General features: G+C 60.9%; 18 protein-coding genes and 1 pseudogene. 2 read left to right on the forward strand and 17 right to left on the reverse strand.

Annotated features, from left to right (window positions below; genetic code table 11):
* From F599_RS14140 to F599_RS0110430, 6 genes and pseudogenes are all read right to left on the reverse strand, one after another.
* Positions 1–287: hypothetical protein (locus F599_RS14140; RefSeq protein ID WP_019543472.1), on the reverse strand; the 287-nt coding region annotated here is incomplete at its 3' end.
* Positions 288–665: 378 nt separating this feature from the next.
* Positions 666–3062 (reverse strand): DUF262 domain-containing protein, encoded by a 2397-nt coding sequence (locus F599_RS0110410; protein WP_019543473.1) that lies wholly within the window; start codon positions 3060–3062, stop codon positions 666–668.
* Between the two features lie 184 nt (positions 3063–3246).
* Positions 3247–3564, reverse strand: coding sequence for a hypothetical protein (locus F599_RS0110415; protein WP_019543474.1), 318 nt, complete (start codon positions 3562–3564; stop codon positions 3247–3249).
* A 78-nt stretch (positions 3565–3642) separates the two neighbouring features.
* Positions 3643–3891: pseudogene (locus F599_RS14145) on the reverse strand (phage holin family protein); the annotation flags it as partial.
* Positions 3892–4320: 429 nt separating this feature from the next.
* Complete coding sequence (locus F599_RS14150) at positions 4321–4545, reverse strand: hypothetical protein (RefSeq protein WP_019543476.1); 225 nt, start codon at positions 4543–4545, stop codon at positions 4321–4323.
* A 229-nt stretch (positions 4546–4774) separates the two neighbouring features.
* Positions 4775–4963, reverse strand: coding sequence for a DUF2905 domain-containing protein (locus F599_RS0110430; protein ID WP_019543477.1), 189 nt, complete (start codon positions 4961–4963; stop codon positions 4775–4777).
* Positions 4964–5253: 290 nt separating this feature from the next.
* On the opposite strand from F599_RS0110430, the gene F599_RS14155 reads away from it, so the two are divergent.
* Positions 5254–6618, forward strand: coding sequence for a Y-family DNA polymerase (locus F599_RS14155; RefSeq protein ID WP_019543478.1), 1365 nt, complete (start codon positions 5254–5256; stop codon positions 6616–6618).
* A 326-nt stretch (positions 6619–6944) separates the two neighbouring features.
* Here the strand turns inward: F599_RS14155 and F599_RS0110445 are convergent, their stop codons facing one another.
* Positions 6945–8192 (reverse strand): DAK2 domain-containing protein, encoded by a 1248-nt coding sequence (locus F599_RS0110445; protein WP_019543479.1) that lies wholly within the window; start codon positions 8190–8192, stop codon positions 6945–6947.
* A 132-nt stretch (positions 8193–8324) separates the two neighbouring features.
* On the opposite strand from F599_RS0110445, the gene F599_RS0110450 reads away from it, so the two are divergent.
* Positions 8325–10904: a cell division FtsA domain-containing protein gene (locus F599_RS0110450; protein WP_019543480.1), complete on the forward strand. Its 2580-nt coding sequence runs from the start codon at positions 8325–8327 to the stop codon at positions 10902–10904.
* Between the two features lie 347 nt (positions 10905–11251).
* Here the strand turns inward: F599_RS0110450 and F599_RS0110455 are convergent, their stop codons facing one another.
* The 10 genes from F599_RS0110455 to F599_RS0110500 form a co-directional block, all read right to left on the reverse strand.
* Positions 11252–11584 (reverse strand): small basic family protein, encoded by a 333-nt coding sequence (locus F599_RS0110455; protein WP_019543481.1) that lies wholly within the window; start codon positions 11582–11584, stop codon positions 11252–11254.
* Complete coding sequence (locus F599_RS0110460; protein ID WP_019543482.1) at positions 11581–12267, reverse strand: DUF881 domain-containing protein; 687 nt, start codon at positions 12265–12267, stop codon at positions 11581–11583. The genes F599_RS0110455 and F599_RS0110460 overlap by 4 nt, the downstream gene beginning before the upstream one ends.
* 199 nt (positions 12268–12466) lie before the next feature.
* Positions 12467–13216 (reverse strand): cell division protein FtsQ/DivIB, encoded by a 750-nt coding sequence (locus F599_RS0110465; protein WP_019543483.1) that lies wholly within the window; start codon positions 13214–13216, stop codon positions 12467–12469.
* A gap of 169 nt (positions 13217–13385) precedes the next feature.
* Positions 13386–14327, reverse strand: a complete 942-nt coding sequence (locus F599_RS16275) for a D-alanine--D-alanine ligase family protein (protein WP_019543484.1) — start codon at positions 14325–14327, stop codon at positions 13386–13388.
* Positions 14328–14420: 93 nt separating this feature from the next.
* The gene (gene murC, locus F599_RS16280) at positions 14421–15824 is read right to left on the reverse strand and encodes a UDP-N-acetylmuramate--L-alanine ligase (protein WP_019543485.1); all 1404 of its coding nucleotides are present in this window, start codon (positions 15822–15824) and stop codon (positions 14421–14423) included.
* A 42-nt stretch (positions 15825–15866) separates the two neighbouring features.
* Positions 15867–16976: an undecaprenyldiphospho-muramoylpentapeptide beta-N-acetylglucosaminyltransferase gene (gene murG / locus F599_RS0110480; RefSeq protein ID WP_019543486.1), complete on the reverse strand. Its 1110-nt coding sequence runs from the start codon at positions 16974–16976 to the stop codon at positions 15867–15869.
* Positions 16973–18385 (reverse strand): UDP-N-acetylmuramoyl-L-alanine--D-glutamate ligase, encoded by a 1413-nt coding sequence (gene murD, locus F599_RS0110485; RefSeq protein WP_019543487.1) that lies wholly within the window; start codon positions 18383–18385, stop codon positions 16973–16975. The genes murG and murD overlap by 4 nt, the downstream gene beginning before the upstream one ends.
* Positions 18386–18403: 18 nt before the next feature.
* Positions 18404–19363, reverse strand: a complete 960-nt coding sequence (mraY, locus tag F599_RS0110490) for a phospho-N-acetylmuramoyl-pentapeptide-transferase (RefSeq protein WP_026327953.1) — start codon at positions 19361–19363, stop codon at positions 18404–18406.
* 83 nt (positions 19364–19446) lie between these two features.
* Positions 19447–20820, reverse strand: a complete 1374-nt coding sequence (locus F599_RS0110495; RefSeq protein ID WP_019543489.1) for a UDP-N-acetylmuramoyl-tripeptide--D-alanyl-D-alanine ligase — start codon at positions 20818–20820, stop codon at positions 19447–19449.
* Positions 20820–22331, reverse strand: a complete 1512-nt coding sequence (locus F599_RS0110500; protein WP_019543490.1) for a UDP-N-acetylmuramoyl-L-alanyl-D-glutamate--2,6-diaminopimelate ligase — start codon at positions 22329–22331, stop codon at positions 20820–20822. The genes F599_RS0110495 and F599_RS0110500 overlap by 1 nt, the downstream gene beginning before the upstream one ends.
* Positions 22332–22493 lie beyond the last annotated feature (162 nt).

Below are 22493 nucleotides of genomic sequence, written 5' to 3' on the forward strand. Positions count from 1 at the left end.
CAGCGGGCTCCCTGACTCGGCAGCGTAATTTGTACAGAGCGAGGAATCATCGTCGTCAGGCCATGGAAATCAGCCGCGGAAAACATGCTTATAATGGCCTGCGAATAAAATTGCTGAGTCAGTACGAGGTCGTTATCGCTTTCTTTCGCTGGAGAAAAGATATAGATGCCATGTTGTATGCGGGACAGGCGTTGTGTCTTTACCATTTGGCGAAACTTGTAGTCGGTCATATGCGCCAGCAGATCTTTCTTTCGCCATGTTTTGACCTTTCGATCCAGTATAGGCATATACTCACATCCTGTTGTAAACTCATAAGGGGACCTCTAAAAAACTCAATTTAGGCCCTGATGTTCTCAAAACATTATTTTGAATAGTATAGTGTAAATATTCGCCATTTCAACACTCTATTCTCCCTGAAACTCCTTCACTAGGACTCCAGCCGCACCTTTTTTCCCGTGCTGGGCAGACTTATCCCATGGCAAGTGGCTGCCGATTCAGAAATTCGAACCGGCAGAGATTGTATATGTGGTTCGTGAACCCTACGTGGAACTCCATACGCTTCTTTCCGATACAGCGGGCAAAGATGACATACATGGAATTTTATCTAGTTTTTAGAGATGCCATATATTGTTTTTCAGCATGACAGTCTCCAAAGTAACCCGTAATTATTTCAGATGGCTTCTGTACCACTGGACAATGGCATCTCTGTCATCATCGAACCATTGCGTGGTAACATAAAGCTCTTTTCCCTCAAAGATAAGAGGATTTTTTCTGTATCGGATTTGGCTGCTGTTCCCTTTGTTAGCGTCTCTCCGGTCAGCCAGGGCAGAATAATCCGTGTGCCGGAAAAGCTCCTTTGTACGTTCTTTGGTCCTTAGAGACTGAACCTCTTCTTTAGAGATCAGACCGTCATGAATCAGCTTTCCGAACATTTCATATGCGAGCTTCCTGGTTTTTATTGCGCTGTAAGTCGATTCATCATTAATATCGAATGCAGCCTTGACCGGCTTGTCTCCGATGAGTAGCCTGACATCATCAGAATCAAGCTCCATCGCTTCGCAGACAGCTTTTATGGCTTTCATCTTATCCTGGCTGTTTGTATTTGTTTCTATATACGCGTTGTCCGAGAGCTTCCGCGCTTTTCTCACGTCCGTCTTTGATTTGCCGAACCACGAAAAGCCGGAATTGTAATATATGGTGGGATCAAGCTCGAAAAGAACGGCATGAATTTTTCTATAGGCTTCGGTCATATCCTTTGTGTTGATGAGCGTTCCCATGACCTCGACCTGTGTGACAAGCTTGCTCGTAACATCGGCATCTTCATCCCAGCTTACCCATTCCGGCTTTGCGTCCTCGTCCGTTTCTGCCGCAGAAGGCATCCACCATATCTTTTCCGCCTTCTGGTAAAGAATTCCGGCTCTTTCTCTGATCTGCTCCTCGCCCCAGCTGTCGCAATTTTTAAAGTAATCATTCAATGTCAGCTTGCTGAACAGGAAGCCTTTTTCCGGCATTGTCTTTTTCTTTTCAAAAGGCGAATTGCTGTAATCCGAATTGTAAGCTGTCAGCGTGAGGTTTCCCGGCGTATTCAGATATCTGGTCTGGATCAGTTCCCAGTTCTCTCCCAGCTGTTTTTTCCACTCGTCGCTTAACGTCTGCGGCATGACATGTTCAATGGTCAGCGTCTTGTCATCAACAAGCTTCTCTACATCGACGAGTTCTCTGATACCGAAATTTTCGAGCCTTTCGAGGATGTATTTTCTCATGCCCGGCTTGGCATTGTAAAGATCATACGATTCAAACCGTTCTCTGAATTCATGGTTATTCGGAAACCTGCTTCTTCCAGTTTTTGAAAGCAGTTCACGGCAGAAAGCATCATAGTAGCTGATGTCTTCATCGTTGATATCTTTGTCGACTTCCGCTCCGACCTGAACGAACAGCTTGTTCAGAGCGTTTGTCGGAAGGTCGCAGACTTCTCTTCTGACAATAAAGTTTTCTATAATCTCAAGCGCCTTTCTCAATTCCTCGTCAGATATATATCCGCTGGAGTTGGCCTTGAAAAGATCCATAATCAGCGGAACGCAGGTCTTGACGTCCAGCTTGCTGATCCGCTTAAGAATATCCGAATACGGCGTGCTATTTTTATCCGGAGCTGTTATCTCTCTGTAATACTCGGCATATTCAATCATATCCTGAAGAATGGACTCAAGCGAAAGACCGCTGTCCTCGCGGTAGTACTTGAACTCAAAATACAGCTTCTTTTCATCGTAAAGGCGGCGTGTTTTATTAGCCAGATAAAAGCGAATGAACTTATTGATTTCTCCGTGACCGACTGTCTGCTCAAGCGGCTCCCAGTAATCCCGGTAGAATTTTTCCTGCTTCGCGTGCTTCATGTTCATAAGCACATAGTTCCGTATTTTATCGGCGGTTTCCAGATCAAGTCCGGTTGAATTCAGGCTTTCAAAGATCAGCTGGGGATTATCTCCGTCCTCTGGCTTCAAACTGATGCTGACGATATCAAGAGTGGAGATTGCGTTATACACACCCTCAAGCTCCGGCACTGTCATTTTCCCGATTTCAGAATAAAAGTAATTGTAGTTTGATGTAATGCTCGTGTCCTCTATCGGCTGTTTCCCTTCAATTAGGGCATTATAGGCATCATCGTCGCTCTGGATGAGTTTCAGCTTCAGCTTTTTGGCATTGTCCGCATACTCGTCTGTAAGATAGGCGTTTTTTATTTTCCTGGTATTTATGGTCTTCACATCCAGTTCCGGATGCTTCTGCACGTAGTTCCGTATGGCAAGAAGGAACAGTGAAACGGTGGTGATTCTCTGCTGTCCGTCAATGATGATAAACTCCTGACAGCTGCCATTATTTTCAGACACGTAGACAACAGAACCGAAAAAGTGAGATTGGTGCTTCCTCTCATATACTTCCTTCAGATCCTTTAAAAGCTGTTCGCAGTTTTCCTTTTTCCAGCTGTAAGGTCGCTGATAAACAGGAATAATGAACTTCTTATCCGGTCCGCTTATCAGTCTCAGCATGTTGTTCTTGCTTGCATCCATCGCAGTATCCTTTCCGTGCCATATTGATAAATCACACAATTAAGATACTCAAACTTCCCACATCACCAACACTGTTCATATGAGACCAGCAAAAGGATTTCGGGGAAATAAAAAAGCGTAAAGCCTATCCCTGTCGAAAATAGATATAGCAACAAACCATCCGAAAAGGAGCTTTACGCTATGTCTATTCTATCATCAGGTCATCCACATATTTTGTACCTGCGGCTGCGTCAAGGCGAAAGGTATTTACGTCGAGTTCCTTTTCGCCTACATCCTCGGCAATGCCTTCCGCTCTTCCAGCTTCTACATGCAGCAATGCATGCAGGAACTGCGGGGATGCTTTTCCAAGAACACATATTACCGTTTTCTTGCCAATCCTCATGTGAACTGGCTGCATTTCACGACACGACTGGCTGTGAGGATTATCGAGCAATTCATAATAAATTTTCTCTGTCTTGATGATACCATATTCAACAACAAAAATACACAAAAATTTTTCCATGTATTTTTATTGTCGATTCTTTTCCCTCCTTAGCCACGCCCCCGATTCCTCAAATCGCAATTTGAGCCCTTTCTTCTTTCACTTCCCCCTCAGCTGCTCCATGACCTTTCTTAGCTTCTCCGGCACGGGCAGGCCGATGCGCGCGGCGTTTTCGGTGATGGAGATACCTTCGTTGGCGCAGTAGAAGAAAATCACGGCCGTCCTGAGCATGCTGCCGCTGCCGATGATCTGTGTGTCGAGGAGGTTCGCCATGCCGACGAGGCAGAAGATCATCACTTTCTGACAGATGCCCTTGAAGCCGGTCTCGCTCGACAGTCGTTTCTCGATCTAGATCAAAGAAGCCTTATTCCAATATGCCGAGAATTTTTGCCCCCGTTCAATCGCCTCATGCACCGGCAGCATAAATTTCTTAATACGCTGCATAATGTCTTGGAAAGATAAATCGCTGTCGCTTCCTATGCGATTTTCGAATGCTTGCCATTGTTTCCGCTTTTCGTCTACAAAATACTCATCAAAACAGACAGCAAAAAGTGCTGCGAGAATTCACGAGCCACCCAAAAAGAGACTGACAAATGATGATTCCGATAGCTCAGAGGAAATCTTCTAAGTTATAAAGATGTACTGGATCATCCGTGTTTCCTTATGCGCTTCGTCTAAGGAACCACGGATTAATTCAGCACTCCATCTTTACACGTCTGCACTGTCCTCCCGTCGCTCTACAATCCTCAGCGCAAAACGCGATGGAGCGTTTTACCGCTACGCCTCGGGTTTGATGATCACGTAGTCATCATCCTCATGATAGACGAAGCATGACGATAAATCGTAAGTGCTGCCATAGTGACTCCCTGCCGCCCATATTGGATAGTTCGCATCCCCATCGGCATAATGGACTTCTGCATGACATACGCTTGATGGAATGACAGCCTGTCCGCTTACGGCGAGTAACAGGGCGAAAAATGCAGCTACGATGATTTTTTTCATCTTACTCTCTCTTCTCAGTCGAAAATACCGCTTACTTCTTTGCAGGATGCTCAAAGTCAAGCGACGTGGTATTCCTTTTCCATGATATATCCTTCCATCCTTGTGCAGTGTATATTCATGTCTCTTGTCTTCGACAAGATTGATCTCTCATCCTGCTTTCAAAATGAACCTTATACCGTTCCTGGCCACACCAACAGATAGATACCGAATGTATCAGTGTCCTTCGCCGTCAGCGGCCGAAGAAATTCAGCAGCACGCTCAAAATGACGCTGATGACCACGCAGGTCGCGACGGGAAAATAGATACTCCCGTGTGCACCCGTGATGTGGATGTCTCCCGGCAGATATCCGAGCGGCAGGAATTTTTCGCCGAACTCCACAAGCAGGCCGATGACGAGCAGGATCCCTATACTGGTCAAGAATCTTCCGATTTATTGTTTCTCCGTCCGTCCCATCATTCCTGCCGAAAAATGCCCGTCGCAGAAAATTCCGCGACGGGCATTTGCTTCGATCGATCTTTCCCTGACTCGTTCTCGCATCGCTCACCGCTCCGGCAGATCAAGCCATGAAAAGCATTCCACTCCTCTGACGGTGCGCTGTTATGATGTAAAATTTATCGTCTGTAATATCAAATCATAATTGACATACGGTGAGAGAGGCTTTACAATGAAGTCAAACACAAGTAGTCACTACAAAAAGAGGTGTCATTATGACAGAGCGCAGCTATCTCATCATCGATCTGAAGTCGTTTTACGCGTCGTGCGAGTGCGTCATGCGCGGACTCGATCCTATGACCACCGACCTGGTCGTGGCGGACGAGGAGCGCGGCCGCGGGACGATCTGCCTCGCGGTCTCCCCATCGCTCAAGGCCAAGGGCGTCCGCAACCGCTGCCGCTTGTTCGAGATTCCGCCTCATCTGCACTACATCACGGCCACGCCGCGCATGCAGCTCTATCTCAACTACGCCGCTGAGATCTACAGCCTCTACCTGGACTATTTCAGCAAGGAGGATATCTTTGTCTATTCCGTCGACGAGGCCTTCATCGATCTCACTGGCTATCGCATGATCTACAAGAGGACGCCGCGTGAAACGGCCAAGTTCCTGCTGCGGGAAATCGAGCGCCGTCTCGGCTTCCCCGCCACCTGCGGCATCGGCACGAACCTCTACCTCGCGAAGATCGCCCTCGATATCCAGGCGAAGCACGCGCCTGACCGCATCGGCGCGCTCGATGAGCAGACCTTCCGGCAAACGCTCTGGCACCATCAGCCGCTCACGGACTTCTGGCGCATCGGCCCGGGCATAGCTCGCCGGCTGCAGCGCCTGGGACTGCGTGATATGGGCGCCATCGCCCACGCGCCGTTCCGGAAGCTACGGCAGGCGTTCGGCATCGATGCCTGCATCCTCTACGATCACGCCTGGGGACGCGAGCCGACCACGCTTGCCGAGATCCGCGCTTACAGACCCGCGACGCATTCCGTCGCCACGAGCCAGATCCTGCCGCGCGATTACACGTTCCAGGAGGGTCGCATCGCGCTCATCGAGATGGCCGACCAGCTCGCGCTCAATCTGACCGCCCGCCGCGTCGTCACGAAGTCCGTCACGCTCGGGATCGGCTTCAGCCGACGTCAGGACCTACCCCTGCCGCCGTCGGGAGGCACGGCGCGGCTGCCAGAAAGCACGAATGCCAGTTCCCGCCTGACCGCAGCCCTGCTCGACCTGTATCAGGCTGATGTCTCCCCCGCCCATTCCATCCGCCGCATCAGCCTCACCGCGAACGATGTGGAGCCTGAGGCAGTGCAGGAAATCTCGCTCTTCGCGCCTGCCAATGGCGATGTCAGGGAGCGCGCCCGGCAGCGCTCCATCCTGAACATTCAGGCCAGGCACGGAAAAAACGCCCTCCTGCGCGGCACCGACTATCTAGAAGCCGCCACACGAAGAGAGCGCAATGAACAGATTGGAGGACACAAAGCCTATGGCAATCAAGAGACCGTTCTGCCGCGCAAAGATTTTCCAGCCGTTCGACGCTCTGCCTGGGCTGCGGGAGCTGCTGCGGGAAAAAGAACGCGAACATGAGCGAGCGTTCTATCAAGATGCTGTCAATGGAAACATCGCAAACGGGAAGCACAGCGAGCGCTGCGCGTTTGGCTCAGCGAAACGAGGTGCTCTGGATTTGCGTGGATGCTCTGTTGCCTTACGATCTAGTCAACCAGAATTGATATGCGAAGCTGTGAAGCGAATATCACGGTTCATCGCCATGACACAGTAGTTATCTCGGGGAGAAACTGCGGACACAGCCTGCACGATAGAGAAATCCCCCGGCGGCCAGCTAGGTATGATGGCTGCCGGGGGATCGGCATACGGAGGGGCACACCGCGCAGGCATCACCCATTCGCGGCTGTTTATGCGTCTGCCGCCGCTTGCATGCGGACGGCGTTTTTCTTGGCACTCTGCTGCGCGTCGAAGGCGGCGAGAGCCTTTTTCGCCTGGTCTTCGCTCTCGGTGAGCACAAGCTCAACACGGCTGCCGAGGAGGCGGCGCGCCTGTTCGAATACGAGGCGGTAGTCGCGGCTCGCAGCGACGAGGACATAAGTCTCAGCAAAGTCGCTGTGTGCAGCGTTCACGAGCTCGGATACGGACGGGCAAGCGTCGCTGCTGCCGGCGACGACGATGGAGGCACCGGCGCGCTGCCAGTCCTTTGCCGCCGCCTCGCTGCCGGCGACGGCGACGGTAGCGACAGGCATCACGGCATCCTGAGGCGTGAGCGCGTGCGTCTCGCTCATGTTCGTCACGCGCATGTCGCGGAGCGGTCCCCAGCCGACGGCCTGCTCGAGCACGGCGCCCGGATGGTCAGTGTGCAGGTGGATGGCGACGCCGCCGTGCTGCCGCGTGAGCTGAACGAAGGTTGCGATCTCCTTGAGCTGACGGCGCAGGGCGTCCGTGTCGGTGTTGGCGTTCTTCACGCGGAACTGCAGGCAATAGGGTGCGACTTTGTCCGCGCGCGGATCCGGCATGCCGGATTTCGCCTCGAGTCCGAGCGAGAGGCTCATGCCCGGGGAAACGAAGTTGCCGTCGAGACCCTTCATGCAGCCGTTCAGAAATGTGAACATGATGCGCGCGCCTGCGTCTTCCCTGCCGATGCGCATGAGCGCGTCCTCGCCTGCGTCGATGGCCGCCGCGAGGATTTCCGTGATGGGGACGTTTGCGCGCACGGCGTGATAGGCCCCTTTGGCCACGGCCTTGGCGACGGTGATGATGGGCCGCTCCGGGCTGTCGGGCAACACGCGCTGCGCGTAGAGGATGCCGTACTGGAACGCCTTGCCGAACTCGGAGCTCGTCGCGTTGTATTTGCCGAGGAGGCCCTTGCCGATGCCGCGGAAGAGCTGCGCGAGCACGACCCCCGACGAGCCGCGCGCGCCGAAGATCGCTGCCGCCGCCACACGCCGCGAGAGACCGCCGATGCCGTCATCCTTCGTATCCGCTAGAGGCTGCACGGCGGCCCCCATCGTGCGCAGGATATGGGTGCCGGGCAGCGTGCCGCCGCCCTTGAGTGCGTTGATGCTTTCGTATTCGAGCAGGAATTCACTGTAAGCGCCCATGACCATGCGCTTGAAATCGCTGCCCGTGATGACTTCTTTATTGCCTGACATAGTATCACCCATTTCCCAATGATAGTTTTTCCTTTGATAAAAAAGGATTCTATGGAAGTATTCGCGAAATAAGTAAAATAACCTTTTTTCTCGAAAGAAATAATTGAGCGGAAAATAAAGGAGACAAGTTCCATGCCAGAAAACGAAGAGACAGCCACGACGAGCCAGGCGGTGGAGAAATCCCGCCGCAGCCGCCCGCACAAGACGGAGGGCGCGAAGCGGCGCACGCGGCGCACAACAAAGAAAACGCCGGTGCGCGCGCAGAAGCCGCGCACCCAGAAGAGCAATCTGCTGTTCGCGCTCGACATCGGCACGCGCAGCGTCATCGGCATCGCCGCCACGAAGGAGAAAGACGGCACTCTCGCCATCCAAGCGACGGAGCGGCAGGAGCACGCGACGCGCGCGATGCTCGACGGGCAGATCCATGATGTACCGCAGGTTGCCGCCGTCATCCGCGGCGTCAAGGAGAAGCTCGAGGGCGATGTGGGAGCGCTCAAAAGCGCGGCGGTCGCCGCCGCGGGCCGCGCGCTCTACACGATGACGGCCACGGCGGAGAAGCAGATCGCGGGCGTCATCAGCGCCGAGGATGAGCGCGATCTCGATTTCGCGGGGGTGCAGGCGGCACAGGCGAAGCTCGCCGCCTCACATACGGTGGACGATCCGACGCATTACTACTGCGTCGGCTATAGCACGATCCGCTATGAGCTCGACGGCAGCCAATTGAAGAGCCTCGTCGGACAGCGCGGCGATGTCGCGCGCGCGGAAGTCATCGCGACCTTCCTGCCGCGGCAGGTCATCGACTCCATGCAGTCGGCGCTTGAGGCAACGGGGCTCTCGATGCAGGCACTCACACTTGAGCCAATCGCTGCCATCAACGTGCTCATCCCGCCGACAATGCGCCACCTCAACCTCGTGCTCGTCGATATCGGCGCGGGCACGAGCGATATCGCCATCACGAAGAACGGCTCCGTCATCGCCTACGGCATGGTGCCGAAGGCGGGCGATGAGATCACCGAGGCCATCAGCCAGAATTTCCTGCTCGATTTTAATGTGGCGGAGCACATCAAACGGCAGGCGGCAAACGGCGAGGGGGTGCATTTCAGCGATATCCTCGGCGCGAGCTACGATCTGTCCGCGCAGGATGTCATAAAGCCCATCCTGCCGCAGGTCCGCGATCTCGCGGGCTCCATCGCGTCGGAAATCACGCGGCTCAACGGCACGGCGCCACAGGCTGTTATGCTCGTCGGCGGCGGCGCACTCACGCCCATGCTGCGCGACTATGTCGCTGAGGCGCTCGAACTGCCGGAGAACCGCGTCGCCGTGCGCCAGCCGCAGGATGTCGCGGGCATCGCGGATATCCCGGAGATTCTGCACTCGCCGGATGCCGTCACGCCGCTCGGCATCCTGAAGATCGCCTCGCTCAACACGCTGCATTTCCTGCGCGTGCGCGTCAACGGCACGGAGCACAGCCTGTTCAATTTCCGCACGCTCACGGTCGCCGACGCGCTCCTCAATGCCGGTATCAACCTGCGCAAATGGAACGGCCGCCCCGGCCTCGCGCTGATGGTGACGGTCGACGGGAAGACGCGCTCCTTCCCCGGCACGCTCGGCACGCTCGCGCGCCTCTCCGTCGACGGCGAGGCGGCCACGCTCGACACGGAGATCAAGGACGGCAGCGACATCACGGTCGTGCGCGGCGAGGACGGCACCTCGCCTGAGGTGCGGCTCGCCGATGTGACGGAGCATGTACCGGCGCTCCACGTCAGCATCAACGGCGCACCGCAGAGCATCACGGCCAAGGTGCTCATCAATGACCGGGAGGCCGGGCCATCAGCGCTGCTCGCTGATGGCGACAGCGTCACGAGCCGCATGCCGGAGAGCTTCGGCGAGGTACTGCGCGCCTGCGGCCTGCCGCCGCAAGGGCGTCGCGTCCACTACCGCCTCAACGGCGAGGAGACGTCCTATGTGAGCACGCCCGTGCTGCGCGCGAACGACCTGCCCGCCTCCCTCTCCCTGCCCGTCCACGAGGGCGACCGCCTCACCTACGGGGAGAGCAGCGCGCCGACGCTCGGCAGCGTGCTCGGCATCACGGAGCTCGACGCCGCGCTCGTCATCTACTACGAGGGCATCGAGCACAAGATCCCCTCCGCCGCGCTCACGCTCAAGGTCGGCGGCGTCCCCGTCTCGCCTGATACACCGCTCGCGGAGGGCGCTGATGTCACCTATGAGAAATCCGAGCGCAAGGCCACGACCGTCAGCGATGCCCTCGTCGCCGTCGGCTTCGAGCCCCCCGCCGCGACGAGCCGCGTGAGCGCGCAGATCCTCGTCAATGATGCGCCCGTCGACTTCACCGCCCCCATCAAGAACGGCGACACCCTCGCCGTCAAGCTCACGCCGCTCGCCAGTACAGGCGCGGCCGACAGCAGCACGCAGGTAACGCCGCAACACGGTGCGGAGACCATGGCGACAGCAGGCGCCATGCATACCGCCAGCGCAGCGGGCGCCGCACGCACGGAAAATGCGGCGAACGCGGCAAAGGCAGCAGATACGGCAAACACAACAAACGCAACAAATGCAACAAATGCGGTATCACCGCGCTACACGAGCCTCACCGAAGCGCTCGGCCTCACGGCGCCCCCCGCGGAGACAGGCACTGCCGCCCCGCAAAAGAATCCCACCATCTCCATCGCAGACCTCACGCGGAATGACTGAGGGGGCGAAACAAACGAAGTGCTTCGTATCTACGTAGAGCCGCTGCACATTCTCACGACAGACCGCCGAAACTACGTTGAGGATGGTCTTCGTGCGAGTGGGCTGAGCAGCGCGGAGGAACCGCGCGCCGGATACACTTCAAAACAACGGATACCTGGAGACAAAAAGGTCAGGATGCCCGCTATGAGCATCCTGACCTTTTCTGTTGGGAAATGCTGATGCATCCATGCCTATCAGCTAAAACCACGGATGCATAGAAGGATTCGGCCCTCGCCCAAGATGTCCTGCAGAGAGAAGGCCGCTGCACGTAACGGCGCAATTCCGGGCGCGCAGCGATCGCCTGCCGTTCACCGCTTGCGCAGGAGACAGCGCCGCAGGATGGCGAGGTTCTTGAAGATACGGAAGCCGAAGGCGAGAAGGGCGACGTAGTAGAGGTCGATGCCGAGGCGGTCACCGACGAAGACGAGCAGCGCCGCCATGAGCGCGTTCGAGAAGAACCCGCTCAAGAATACCTGGTTGTCGAATTTCTCATCGACTGCCGCACGCAGGCCGCCGAAGACGGCGTCGAGCGCGGCGAGCAGCGCAACGGAAAAGAGCTTCGCGTAGGCGAGCGGGATGGTGACGGGCGCGAGGAAGCCGATAGCAAGGCCGACGAGCAGCCCGAGGATGGGTAATATCATGGCGCCACCTCCTCTTCTGTCTCATGCGCGTAGGTGTAGGTGAGCGCACCCTTGTAGGCGGGGATGTAGATGTCATCCGCTGTCTCGATGACGAGTTCGATGCCCCAGACCTTGAGCGTGTCGGCAACGCCGCCGCGCATCTTGAGCGCTTGCTCGAGGGCGTCCGTATCGCCGATGGCGCGCACCTCGAACGGCGGTGCCGAGCGCACGTTGTTGACGGAGAGCGTCGGTCCCGCGCAGCGGATCTCTGACGTGCCCGTGAGCCTCTGCCCGTTGATAGAGAGTGCCTCCGCACCCGCCGCGCGCAGCTCGTTGATGACCTTCAGGAGGTCGTCGTCGTGGATGAGGTAGAGGTTGGGGTTCTCCCCCGTCCTGGCCTTCCTGCTGCTGTCGTCGAGGCGCACGATGACGCCGGGCCCGCGAAGCGGCGTGAGGCCCGCGCGCATGCGCACCTCGTCGCCTGTCTCCGCGTCGCCTGATGCGCTCTTGAGCCCTCTGATTTCCTGCTTGAGCTGGTCGCGCTCTTTCTCCGTCTCTACGAGACGCGCCGCGATATCCTCCGCGCGCTGCGCGGAGAAGTCGGCGCGCGTGTCGGCCGTCGTGCGGAGCTGCACGGCGAGCATGAAGCCGAGCACGAGCGTGGCGCAGGCGAGTGACCAGCTGCCCTTGCGTATCTTGATCATATATCCCCTTTCCTGCCAGTCTCTTGGCAAGCGCAACGCACAAACGTCCATTTCGTGGACATCGTGCGCCCGTCCTTACAGTAAAACAGCAGCCAGCCAGCGGTGCGCCGTGCGCCGCCAGCTGGCTGCCGATGTTCCCTTTGCTTTGCATTCGAGAGCGGACGCATCATATCCGCCCAGCGGTCGTCTCGCACTGCGGCTACTGCCGCAGCTTGATGAACGGACTTTCGTAGCTGAAGTCGACGTATTCGATGGGATGCGGATTCTCGCGCAGGTCGTCGAGAAACGTCTGCGTGAGCTTGGCCTTCTCCTCGAGCCGCTCGAGCGCGCCGAGGCGGATCTGCACAGATCCTGTCGTATAGGCGACAATATAACCTGGGCGCAGGAGTGTGATCTCCGAAATCTGGTTGAGCGCGCCGACATCGAGCTGGCTGAGGAAATAGAGCATCTGCTGCACAGTCTCGTCGCTCACGGTGTCACCGACGTATTTCCCGTGGATCTTGACACCGGTGATGAGCGGGATGCTCATGCTCGCCAGCGATTTGTGCACGGAGAGGATGCAACCCGCGCGGTCGAGGTCCGCGTAGCCGTAGCTCGTCGCAATGGCCGCGACGGAACTACGCTCCTCGATGTGGATGTCGAGGCGGTCCGGCAAGCTGCGGCGCACGGTCGCCTCCTCGATGCGCAGGTCGCTTTCGAGGCGGTGCTTGATCTCGTCCGTCTGGAGGCGGAAGAGCGGCTCGCCCTTGTGAACGCCCGCGATGCTCCAGATATCCGCCTCTGTGAGCGTCTGCATGCCGTCGACGGAGATGCGCTGGAGCACGAAGAGCGGCGAGTAGACGATAACCGCTATGAGTACGGCCGCCGCGGCGAGCAGCGTCACGCCCTTGATGAGGCGGCGCGGACTGCGTCGGCGCGGCTGTGCGCCCTCTGTATGATTTTTCCTCATGACGCCCCCTGCCTTTCCTGCCGTCTCCTCCGCCTCGTGTCTGCTTTGTACTCATGGGAGACACCGCGATCCGCTGTCCTATATCTTGCTACTTCACCGCGCTGCGTCTATACCGTCTTGCCGCATGGCTGCACTTCCCCGCTCATCGCCACTCTCGCGGCGGAAGGTGTTATCTCCGGTAGCCCGCCATCGCGAGGATGCGCTCGCAGAGCTCCGGGAACTCGATGCCCATGGCACGGCCCGCGTCCGGCACGAGGGAGAGCTCCGTCATGCCGGGGACGGAGTTGACCTCGATGACGTAGGGCGTGCCGTCCTCGCCGAGCATCATGTCGACGCGCGCAACGCCGCGGCAACCGCAGGCCGTGAACGTCTTGACGGCGAGGACCTGGATCTCCCGCGTCTTTTCCTCTGAGACAGGCGCGGGGATGATGTGGTGCGAGGCCCCCTTCGTGTATTTGCTCTCGTAGTCGTAGCGGCCCGACTCGGTCGTGATCTCGATGATGGGGAAGGCTTCCTTTTTCTCCTCATCGCCCCAGACGGCGACGGTGAGCTCGCGTCCCTTGATGAACTGCTCGACGAGCACCTCATCGTTGTAGCGGAACGCGTCGGCGAGCGCCTTCTTGAGGTCCGCCGCCTGTTCGACGATGTAGACGCCGATGGAGGAGCCCTGCGAGGCCGCCTTGACGACGACGGGCAGGCCGAAGTCCCGTGTGATCTCCGCCGCGAGGTCGCGCGCGGCAAACTCGTAGGCGTGGTAGGTATGGGAGCGCGGCGTCGAGATGCCCTCGGCGACGAAGACGCGCTTGGAGGCCGCCTTGTCCATCGTGACGGCGGCAGCGAGGACGCCCGAGCCCGTGTAGGGGATGCCGAGCATGTCGAGCGTGCCCTGCAGCACGCCGTCCTCGCCGAATTTGCCGTGCAGCGCGTTGAAGACGATGGCGGGGTCCGCCGCCTTGATTTCCTCCGCGAAGGTCTGCGGGTGGAGCTCCATGCCGACGGCGGGATAGCCCTTCGACTGGAGGGCGCTCAGGATGGCCGTGCCCGTCTGGCGGGAGATGGCCGCTTCCGTAGAGGTGCCGCCCATGATGACGACGATCTTATCTTTTTTCATTTTATGCAGTATTCCTTTCCAAAAGGTGTCCCCGGCCGCGAGGCTTGCGATGACGCGGACAGGGAGACGAACCGATCAGGCGCAGCGCCCGCCTCAGGCATTCTTTTCCTCGAGCAGCGCGACGAGCTCCTCGCCGGAGCGGTAGATGTCGCCCGCGCCCATGGTGATGATGAGGTCGCCGTCCGCGGCGAGCGCGGCGAGCTTCGCCGCGACGTCCTCGCGGCGCGGCACGTAGATGACATGCGCGCCCGTCTGGCGCTCGACCTCCGCACGGATGGTCTCGCCGCTGATGCCGGGGATGGGCGCCTCGCCCGCGCTGTAGACGTCGGTGAGCACGAGGATGTCGGCGCTCACGAACGCCCGGCCGAACTCCTTCGCGAGGAGCTGCGTGCGCGAGTAGCGGTGCGGTTGGAACGCGCAGATGAGACGCTTGGGCGCCGTCTCGCGCGCGGCCTTGAGCGTCGCCGCGATCTCGGTCGGATGGTGCGCGTAGTCGTCGACGATCCAGACGCCGCGGACGTGGCCCTTCGTCTGGAAGCGGCGCTTCGCGCCGTGGAACGCGGCGAGGCCCGCCGCCATTTTTTCAAACGGCACGCCGATCGAGAGGCCCGTGACGATGCAGGCGAGCGCATCGAGGACGTTGTGGCGGCCGGGGATGTTGAGCGTGACGCGGCCGAGCGTCTCCGCGCCGTGCACGACGTCGAACGCGATGCCCTTGCCCTCGGTGCGGATGTTCTTCGCCTGGTAGTCCGCGGGGCAGTCGATGGCATAGGAATAGTATTTGCGGTCGATGGTCTTCGCGATGGCGCGCAGGTTCTCGTTCTCGAAGCAGAGCACGGCGTAGCCGTCCTGCTCCGCCGTGTTCTCGATGAACTGGCGGAACGCCTGGATGATGTTCTCCATCGTGCCGTAGTGGTCCATGTGGTCGTCCTCGACGTTCGTGACGACGGCGATGTAGGGATGGAGCTTGAGGAAGGTGCCGTCGCTCTCGTCGGCCTCGGAGACGAGGTAGTCGCCCGTGCCGGCCTCGGCGTTCGTGCCGAGATCCGGCACCTCGCCGCCGACGACGATGGTCGGCGAGATGCCCGCCGCCTTGAGCGTGACGCCGAGCATGGAGGTCGTCGTCGTCTTGCCGTGCGAGCCGGCGACGGCGATGCCCTTGTACTCATTGACGAGCGCTGCGTTGATGTCCGAGCGGTGGAGCTTCGGGATGCCGAGGTCGCGCGCCGCAAGCACCTCGGGGTTGTCGTAGGGGATGGCGGTCGAGACGACGATGGCGTCGGCGCCGCGCACGTTCTCCGCGCGCTGGCCGCCGAGCGTCACGCGCGCGCCGAGCTTCCTGAGATTTTCGATGATGCCGGAGTCCGCCCGGTCGGAGCCCGTGACCTCGTAGCCGAGCTCGCAGAGGATCTTCGCGAGCGGGCTCATGCCGGCGCCGCCGATGCCGACGAAATGGATGGTATGGATGCCTTTGAGTTCTTTCAGGTCTTTCTGCACTTTTTCTTCCTCATTTCTTGGGATATACGGGCGCCGCGCCTCTCAGCGCGCCGCGATGGAGAGCACGAGCTCCGCGATGTCCGCCGCGGCCTCGGGACGGCCCAGACGGCGGCTCGCCGCCGCCATCTGCGCGAGCTTCTCAGGCTCTGAGAGGAGCTCTGTGAGCACGCTCGCGAGCCGCTCGCTCGAAAGGTCGCGGTCGAGGATCATGCGCGCCGCGCCCGCCTCCTCGAGGGCGCGCGCGTTGTGTTCCTGGTGGTTCTCCGCCGCGTAGGGATAGGGCACGAGGATTGCTGGGATGCCGCGCGCCGTGAGCTCGGCGAGCCCCGTCGCGCCCGCGCGGAAGACGGCGAGATCCGCCATCGCCTGCGCCTGCGGCATATCGTAGAGATAGGGCACGACCTTGATGTGCGGCGCCGCCGCGAGGTCGACGCCCGCGTCCTTGAGGCGCGAGAGCTCCGCCTCATACTCGCCCTTGCCCGTCGCGAGCAGGAACTGCACCTCCGCGTGGTGCTGCGCCGCCTTGAGCACGCCGACCATCGCGCGGTTGATGGCGCGCGCGCCGCGGCTGCCGCCCGAGACGAGCACGATGCGGCGGTCGCCCGAGAAGCCGTAGGCCTTGAGGCCGTCCTCGCGGCGCGCGGTCAGGACCTCGCTGCGGATGGGATTGCCCGTGCAGACGGTCTTCGCCGCGGGGAAGTGGCGCATGGCCTCCTCCGTGCCCGTCGCGATCTTCGTGACGAAACGGGAGAGCAGCTTATTCGTGATGCCCGGCACGACGTTCTGCTCCTGGATGAGCGTTGGCACGCCCGCGAGGCTCGCCGCGAGCAGGATGGGCCCGCAGACGTAGCCGCCCGTGCCGATGGCCGCGTCGGGGCGGAACTTGCGCACGAGGCGCGCGGCCTTGCCGACGCCGACGAGCGCCTTGCCCGCGCGGCGCAGATTGTCGAGCGTGATGTGACGCTCGAAGCCCTGCAGGTCGATGGTCGCGAACGGCAGTCCTTCCTTCGGCACGATGTCGGCCTCGAGGCCGCGCCGCGTACCGACGTAGAGGAACTCCGCCTCCGGCACGCGCGCCTTGAGCGCGCGGATGATGGTGATGGCCGGGTAGATGTGGCCGCCCGTGCCGCCGCCCGATACGATGATTCTCACGCTTCTCCCCCGCTCTCCGCCGTCTCCTCGCTCACGGCATGCGGCAGCGCGCGCACGAGCCGCTTGAAATCGCGGCCGCGCTGCGCCATGCCGTCATACATATCGAAACTCGCGCAGGCCGGCGAAAGCAGCACGACCTCGCCCGCGTGCGCGCAGGCGTGCGCGAGCTCGACGGCGCGCGGCATCGAGTAGCCGGCCGCGTAGATATTCTCCTCCGGGAACCCCGCCGCGCAGGCGGCGTCGCGGAACCGCAGCGCCGCGTCGCCGATGAGGATGAGCGCGTCGACGCGCTCCTTGACGAGCGCCATGAAGTCCGTGAGATCCGTCATCTTGTCATCGCCGCCCGCGAGCAGGACGATGTGCTCGAACGTCTGGAGCGCCTTGATCGCAGAGTCCGTGTTCGTCGCTTTCGAATCGTTGTAGTAGGGCACGCCGTCGACCGTTGCGAAATACTCGATGCGGTGCTCGACGCCGTGAAACGAGCGCAGCACGCCGCGCATCTTCTCCGGGTCGCAGCCCGCGAAATACGCAAGCGCGCAGGCCGCGAGCGCGTTCTCGACGTTGTGCGGCCCCTTGATGCCAAGCTCGTCTACCGTCACGAGCGGCACTTCCTCGCCGCCGGAGCGCAGCACGAGCGTATCACCAGCGAGGCAGGCGCCCTCCGCGAGCGCCTCTTTGCGGCTGAAATAGCAGACGCGCACGCCCTCGGGCACGCGCGCCTTCATGCCGCGCGTCTTCACGTCGTCATAGTTCAGCACGACGAGGTCGCCCGCCCGCTCCTCGCGGAAGAGCCGCTCCTTCATCGCCTGGTAGACCTCCATCGAGCCGTGGCGCAGGATGTGGTCGGGCGTCACATTGAGCACGGCGGCCGCGTGCGGGTGGAAATGCTGCGTCGCCTCCATCTGGTAGCTCGAGATCTCCGCCGCGATCGCGCCGCCCGCGCCGACGCGCAGCGCCTCCTCCGAGAGCGCGACGCCGATGTTGCCGCCGACGCCCGTCTTTTCCGCGCCGTACTTCGTCTGGAGCAGCAGGCCGAGCAGCGTGACCGTCGTCGTCTTGCCGTTCGTGCCCGTCACGGCGTAGAACGGGGACTGCGCGAGCTCCGCCGCGAGCTCGACCTCGCTGATGACGCGGATGCCGCGCCGATACGCCGCCTGTATGAGCGGGATGCGCACGGGCACCGCGGGCGCAACGACGACGAGGTCGACGCCATCTAAGAGACTCTCCTCCTGCGGGCCGAACACGAGGCGGACGCCCGCGGCGCGCAGCGGCGCGAAGTCCTCCTTGAGGTCTTTCTCCGCCTTGGCGTCGGAGAGCGTGACCGCGGCGCCGAACTGTCGGCCGATGCGCGCCGCGGCAGAGCCGCTGACGCCTGCGCCGACGACGAGCATATGTTTCGCTTCAAACATCGTACTTTTTCCTCCCTGTCAATGCGCCGCGAGCGAGAGCCCGGCGACGCTCGCTATGAGGCCGACGCACCAGAACACCGTGACGACCTTCCACTCGGACCAGCCGCCGAGCTCGAAATGATGATGGATGGGGCTCATGCGGAAGACGCGTTTCCCCGTCGTCTGGAACGAGATCACCTGGATGATGACGGAGAGCGCCTCGCAGACGAAGACGAAGCCGATGACGGCGAGCAGAATCTCCGTATGCGTGAGGATGCCGACCGCCGCGAGCGCGCCGCCGAGCGCGAGCGATCCCGTATCGCCCATGAATACCTTCGCCGGATGCGCGTTGAAGCGCAGGAAAGCGAGGCACGCGGCCGCCATCGCCACGCAGAGATAGGCAAGATCCCCGTGTCCCGTGAGCACCGAGACGACGGCGAACGCACTCGCGGCGATCGCGACCGTGCCGGCGGCGAGGCCGTCGAGGCCGTCCGTGAGGTTCACGGCGTTCGACGTGCCGACGAGCACGAAGAGCACGAGCGGATAGTAGAGTGCGCCAAGGCTGACATTCTCATCGAGGCCCGGGATCCAGATGTCCGTGTCGATGCCGAGCTTCTGCGTCGCGACGTACATCGTGACGACCGCGATGAGGATCTGCCCCGCGAGCTTCTGCCGCGCCTTGAGCCCGAGGTTCCGCTTCTTCACGACCTTGATGTAATCGTCGAGAAACCCGAGCACGAAATGGCCGAGCATGATGAAGACCGCGAGCAGCACCTCGGGCGTCCACGGCGCTGCCGCGAGCGTGCCGAGCGTGATGCCGAGGATGATCATGATGCCGCCCATCGTCGGCGTGCCGCTCTTTTTCTGATGGCTCTTCGGCCCCTCCTCGCGGATGCTCTGCCCGAACTTCAGCTTGTGCAGCTCGGGGATGAAGAACGGGCCCGTGACGAGCACGAACCCTGCGGCGACGATGGCCGCGATCAAAACATGCTGTAACATTCCATTCCACCCTTATATCTATCCGTCATGCGCCCGCCGCCCAGTCCGGCCGCGGACACCCGCACGGGAAATCGCGCCACGCCTCAGAGCAGCTCGATGATCTTTTCCATCTTCATGCCGCGCGAGCCCTTGAAGAGCACGGCGTCGCCCGGCTGCAGGATCTCCTTGAGGATGCGCGCGGCCTCCTCGTGGCTCGCGGCCGTGTAGACGGCCGCCATGCCGGCGCCGCGCGCGCCGTCCGCGATGGCCTCGCCCATCTCGCCGCGCGTGACGAGCGCGGTGAACCCGTGCGATGCGACCTCGCGGCCGACCTCCTCATGCGCCTTCTTCGCGATGGGGCCGAGCTCGAGCATGTCGCCGAGCACGGCGATCTTGCGCCCCTTCCTGAGCTCCGCGAGCGTCTCGATGGCCGCCTGCATGGACATGGGGCTCGCGTTGTAGGCGTCGTTTATGACCTCGTAGCCCGCGACGTGCTCGACCTCGAAGCGCATCTTCGTCGCCTCGAGGTGCGTGAGCCCCGCCGCGATCTCCGCGGTCGTCAGGGAGAGCGCGAAACCGCAGGCGATCGCCGCGAGCGCGTTCTCGACGTTGTGGCGGCCGACCATCGCGATCGTATAGTCGTGCGTCTCGCCCGCATACGTCACGGCGAACGTCGTCTTGCCCGCCGCCGTGCGGATATCGGCGCCCTTGACGTCCGCGCTCTTTTCGAGGCCGAACGTCAGCACGCGCACGCCCGCGCGCGCCTTTTCACGCATGGCGGCGACATAGGCGTTGTCCGCGTTGAGGATAACCGTGCCGCCCGCGCCGATGGCCTCGACGAGCTCCGCTTTCGCCTTGGCGATGTTCTCGAGCGAGCCGAGGAGCTCCATGTGCGTCTCGCCGACATTCGTCACGATGCCGATTGAGGGATCGGCGACGGGCGCGAGTGCCTCGATCTGGTGGAACCCGCGCATGCCGATCTCCACGACGGCCGCCGTATGCTTCTTCCTGAGGCCGAGGAGCGTGAGCGGCAGGCCGATCTCGTTGTTGAAATTCGCCTGCGTCTTGAGCACGGGGCCGCGCGCGGAGAGCACCGCGGCCGTGAGGTCCTTCGTCGTCGTCTTGCCGTTCGAGCCCGTGATGGCGACGACGGGCAGCGTGAAGCGCTCGCGCCACGCGTGCGCGAGCTGCTGATAGGCCGCGAGCGTGTCCGGCACGAGCAGCACGTCCGCGCCCTCGACCGCCTCGTATTTCCCGCTCGGGCAGGCGTCGCTGAGCAGGACGCCCGCCGCGCCCGCCGCCACGGCATCCGCCGCGAAATCCTCGCCGTTGAACCGCTCGCCCTTGAGCGCGATGAAAAGTGCGCCCGGCTCGATCTTGCGCGTATCCGTCACGACCGCGGAGAATGCGGTCACGCGCTCGTCGCGCATGGCGGTGACGGCCTGCGTCGCCTCGATGACCTCCCTGACTGAAAACATCACGCTTCCCCCTTTTGGAGCTTTGCCGCGATGGCCGCGCGCGCCTGCTCCTTGTCGTCGAAGTGGATCGTCTTATCCCTGAGAATCTGGTAGTTCTCATGGCCCTTGCCGAGAATCACGACGATGTCGTCTTTCTCCGCGAGCTCGACGGCGCGGAAGATCGCCGTGTGGCGGTCGACGATCTTCTCGTGCGGCTTGCTGCCGACCGTCTCCTCGACGCCCGCCTCGACCTCATCGAGGATGGCGGCGGGGTCCTCCGAGCGCGGGTTGTCGCTCGTCGCGATCACGACGTCCGCGAGCTCGCCCGCGAGCCTGCCCATGATTGGGCGCTTCGTGCGGTCGCGGTCGCCGCCGCAGCCGAACACCGCGATGATGCGGCGCTTCGCGATTTTGCGTGCCGTGCGGAGCACGTTCTCGACGCCGTCCGGCGTGTGCGCGTAGTCGACGATGACCGTGAAATCCTGCCCTGCCTTCACGAGCTCGAAGCGCCCCGGCACCGCCGTAAACGCCTCGAGCGCCGCGCGGATGTCCGCGGGCGCGATATGCTCCGCGAGCGCCGCGCCCACGGCGCTCATGACGTTGTAGACATTGAAGATGCCCGTGATGTGCAGCGAGAGCTCCATGCGGCCGAGCGCCGGATAGACGAGCGTGAAGCGCGCGCCGTCCGCGCGCACATCGATGTCCTCAGCGCGCAGCGTCGCCTGCGGCGCGTCGATGGCGTAGGTGAGGTGGTCGCACTTCGCGTGCGCGAGCATGCACGCGCCCGCCGCATCGTCGATGTTCACGACGGCCGTCTTGCCCTGCTTCACGCCCGCCTCGCTCACATGGTCGAAGAGGCGCGCCTTCGCACGCATGTAGTTCTCGAGCGTCTTGTGGTAGTCGAGATGGTCCTGCGTGAGGTTCGTGAAGACCGCCGTATCGAACTCGATGCCCGCGACGCGGTTCTGGTCGAGCGCGTGGGAGGAGACCTCCATGACGACGTAGTCCATGCCCGCGTCGCGCATGCGCGCGAGCGTGTTCTGCAGCTCGACGACATCCGGCGTCGTGTTGTGGATGGGCAGCACCTCGTCCTCGATCATGATCTGGATCGTGCCGATGAGGCCGACCTTGTAGCCCGCGTGGCGCAGGATGGCGCGCGTGAGGTAGCTCGTCGTCGTCTTGCCGTTCGTGCCCGTGATGCCAATGACGCGCAGCGAGCGCGCGGGATAGTCATGGAAATACGGCACGATCGCGTCGAGCGCCGCATTGAGCTCCGGCACGCGCAGCACCGCGATACCCGCGGGCGCCGCGAACGCATGCCCCTCCGCCGCGAGCACGGCGAGGGCACCCTGCTGCACCACCTGCGGGATGAACTTCGCGCCGTCCACATGCACGCCGGGAATCGCCACGAACAGCGTGCCCGGGCGCACCTTGCGCGAGTCGTGCTCGATGCCTGTGATCTCTATCTGCTCACTGCCGCCGTCGATGTGCGCGCCCTCCACGAGCGCTGCGAGCTGGCCAAGTGTCTTCATATTTTGCTCCTCCTCACGGACTGTCTGCCGCCTGCGCGGCCGGGCTTCCCCCGCCGTGCAACACCTCTTCCACCGCTTCGCGGTCCCCCTTCTCCTGAGGAGAAGGTATGTTCTCATCCACTCAACAGTAAGTGGTAAAATCCTTGATTCATCAGTGGTTCC

The organism is Selenomonas bovis DSM 23594 (assembly GCF_000381005.1).
Lineage (GTDB): Bacteria > Bacillota > Negativicutes > Selenomonadales > Selenomonadaceae > Selenomonas_C > Selenomonas_C bovis.

What these genes read in the sequence shown, in the direction of transcription:
- F599_RS0110410 (WP_019543473.1), bottom strand. Translation starts at nt 3,062, where the DNA reads ATGGATGCAAGCAAGAACAACATGCTGAGACTGATAAGCGGACCGGAT.
- F599_RS0110415 (WP_019543474.1), bottom strand. Translation starts at nt 3,564, where the DNA reads ATGGAAAAATTTTTGTGTATTTTTGTTGTTGAATATGGTATCATCAAG.
- F599_RS14150 (WP_019543476.1), bottom strand. Translation starts at nt 4,545, where the DNA reads ATGAAAAAAATCATCGTAGCTGCATTTTTCGCCCTGTTACTCGCCGTA.
- F599_RS14155 (WP_019543478.1), top strand. Translation starts at nt 5,254, where the DNA reads ATGACAGAGCGCAGCTATCTCATCATCGATCTGAAGTCGTTTTACGCG.
- F599_RS0110445 (WP_019543479.1), bottom strand. Translation starts at nt 8,192, where the DNA reads ATGTCAGGCAATAAAGAAGTCATCACGGGCAGCGATTTCAAGCGCATG.
- F599_RS0110450 (WP_019543480.1), top strand. Translation starts at nt 8,325, where the DNA reads ATGCCAGAAAACGAAGAGACAGCCACGACGAGCCAGGCGGTGGAGAAA.
- F599_RS0110455 (WP_019543481.1), bottom strand. Translation starts at nt 11,584, where the DNA reads ATGATATTACCCATCCTCGGGCTGCTCGTCGGCCTTGCTATCGGCTTC.
- F599_RS0110460 (WP_019543482.1), bottom strand. Translation starts at nt 12,267, where the DNA reads ATGATCAAGATACGCAAGGGCAGCTGGTCACTCGCCTGCGCCACGCTC.
- F599_RS0110465 (WP_019543483.1), bottom strand. Translation starts at nt 13,216, where the DNA reads ATGAGGAAAAATCATACAGAGGGCGCACAGCCGCGCCGACGCAGTCCG.
- F599_RS16275 (WP_019543484.1), bottom strand. Translation starts at nt 14,327, where the DNA reads ATGAAAAAAGATAAGATCGTCGTCATCATGGGCGGCACCTCTACGGAA.
- murD (WP_019543487.1), bottom strand. Translation starts at nt 18,385, where the DNA reads ATGTTTGAAGCGAAACATATGCTCGTCGTCGGCGCAGGCGTCAGCGGC.
- mraY (WP_026327953.1), bottom strand. Translation starts at nt 19,363, where the DNA reads ATGTTACAGCATGTTTTGATCGCGGCCATCGTCGCCGCAGGGTTCGTG.
- F599_RS0110495 (WP_019543489.1), bottom strand. Translation starts at nt 20,820, where the DNA reads ATGTTTTCAGTCAGGGAGGTCATCGAGGCGACGCAGGCCGTCACCGCC.
- F599_RS0110500 (WP_019543490.1), bottom strand. Translation starts at nt 22,331, where the DNA reads ATGAAGACACTTGGCCAGCTCGCAGCGCTCGTGGAGGGCGCGCACATC.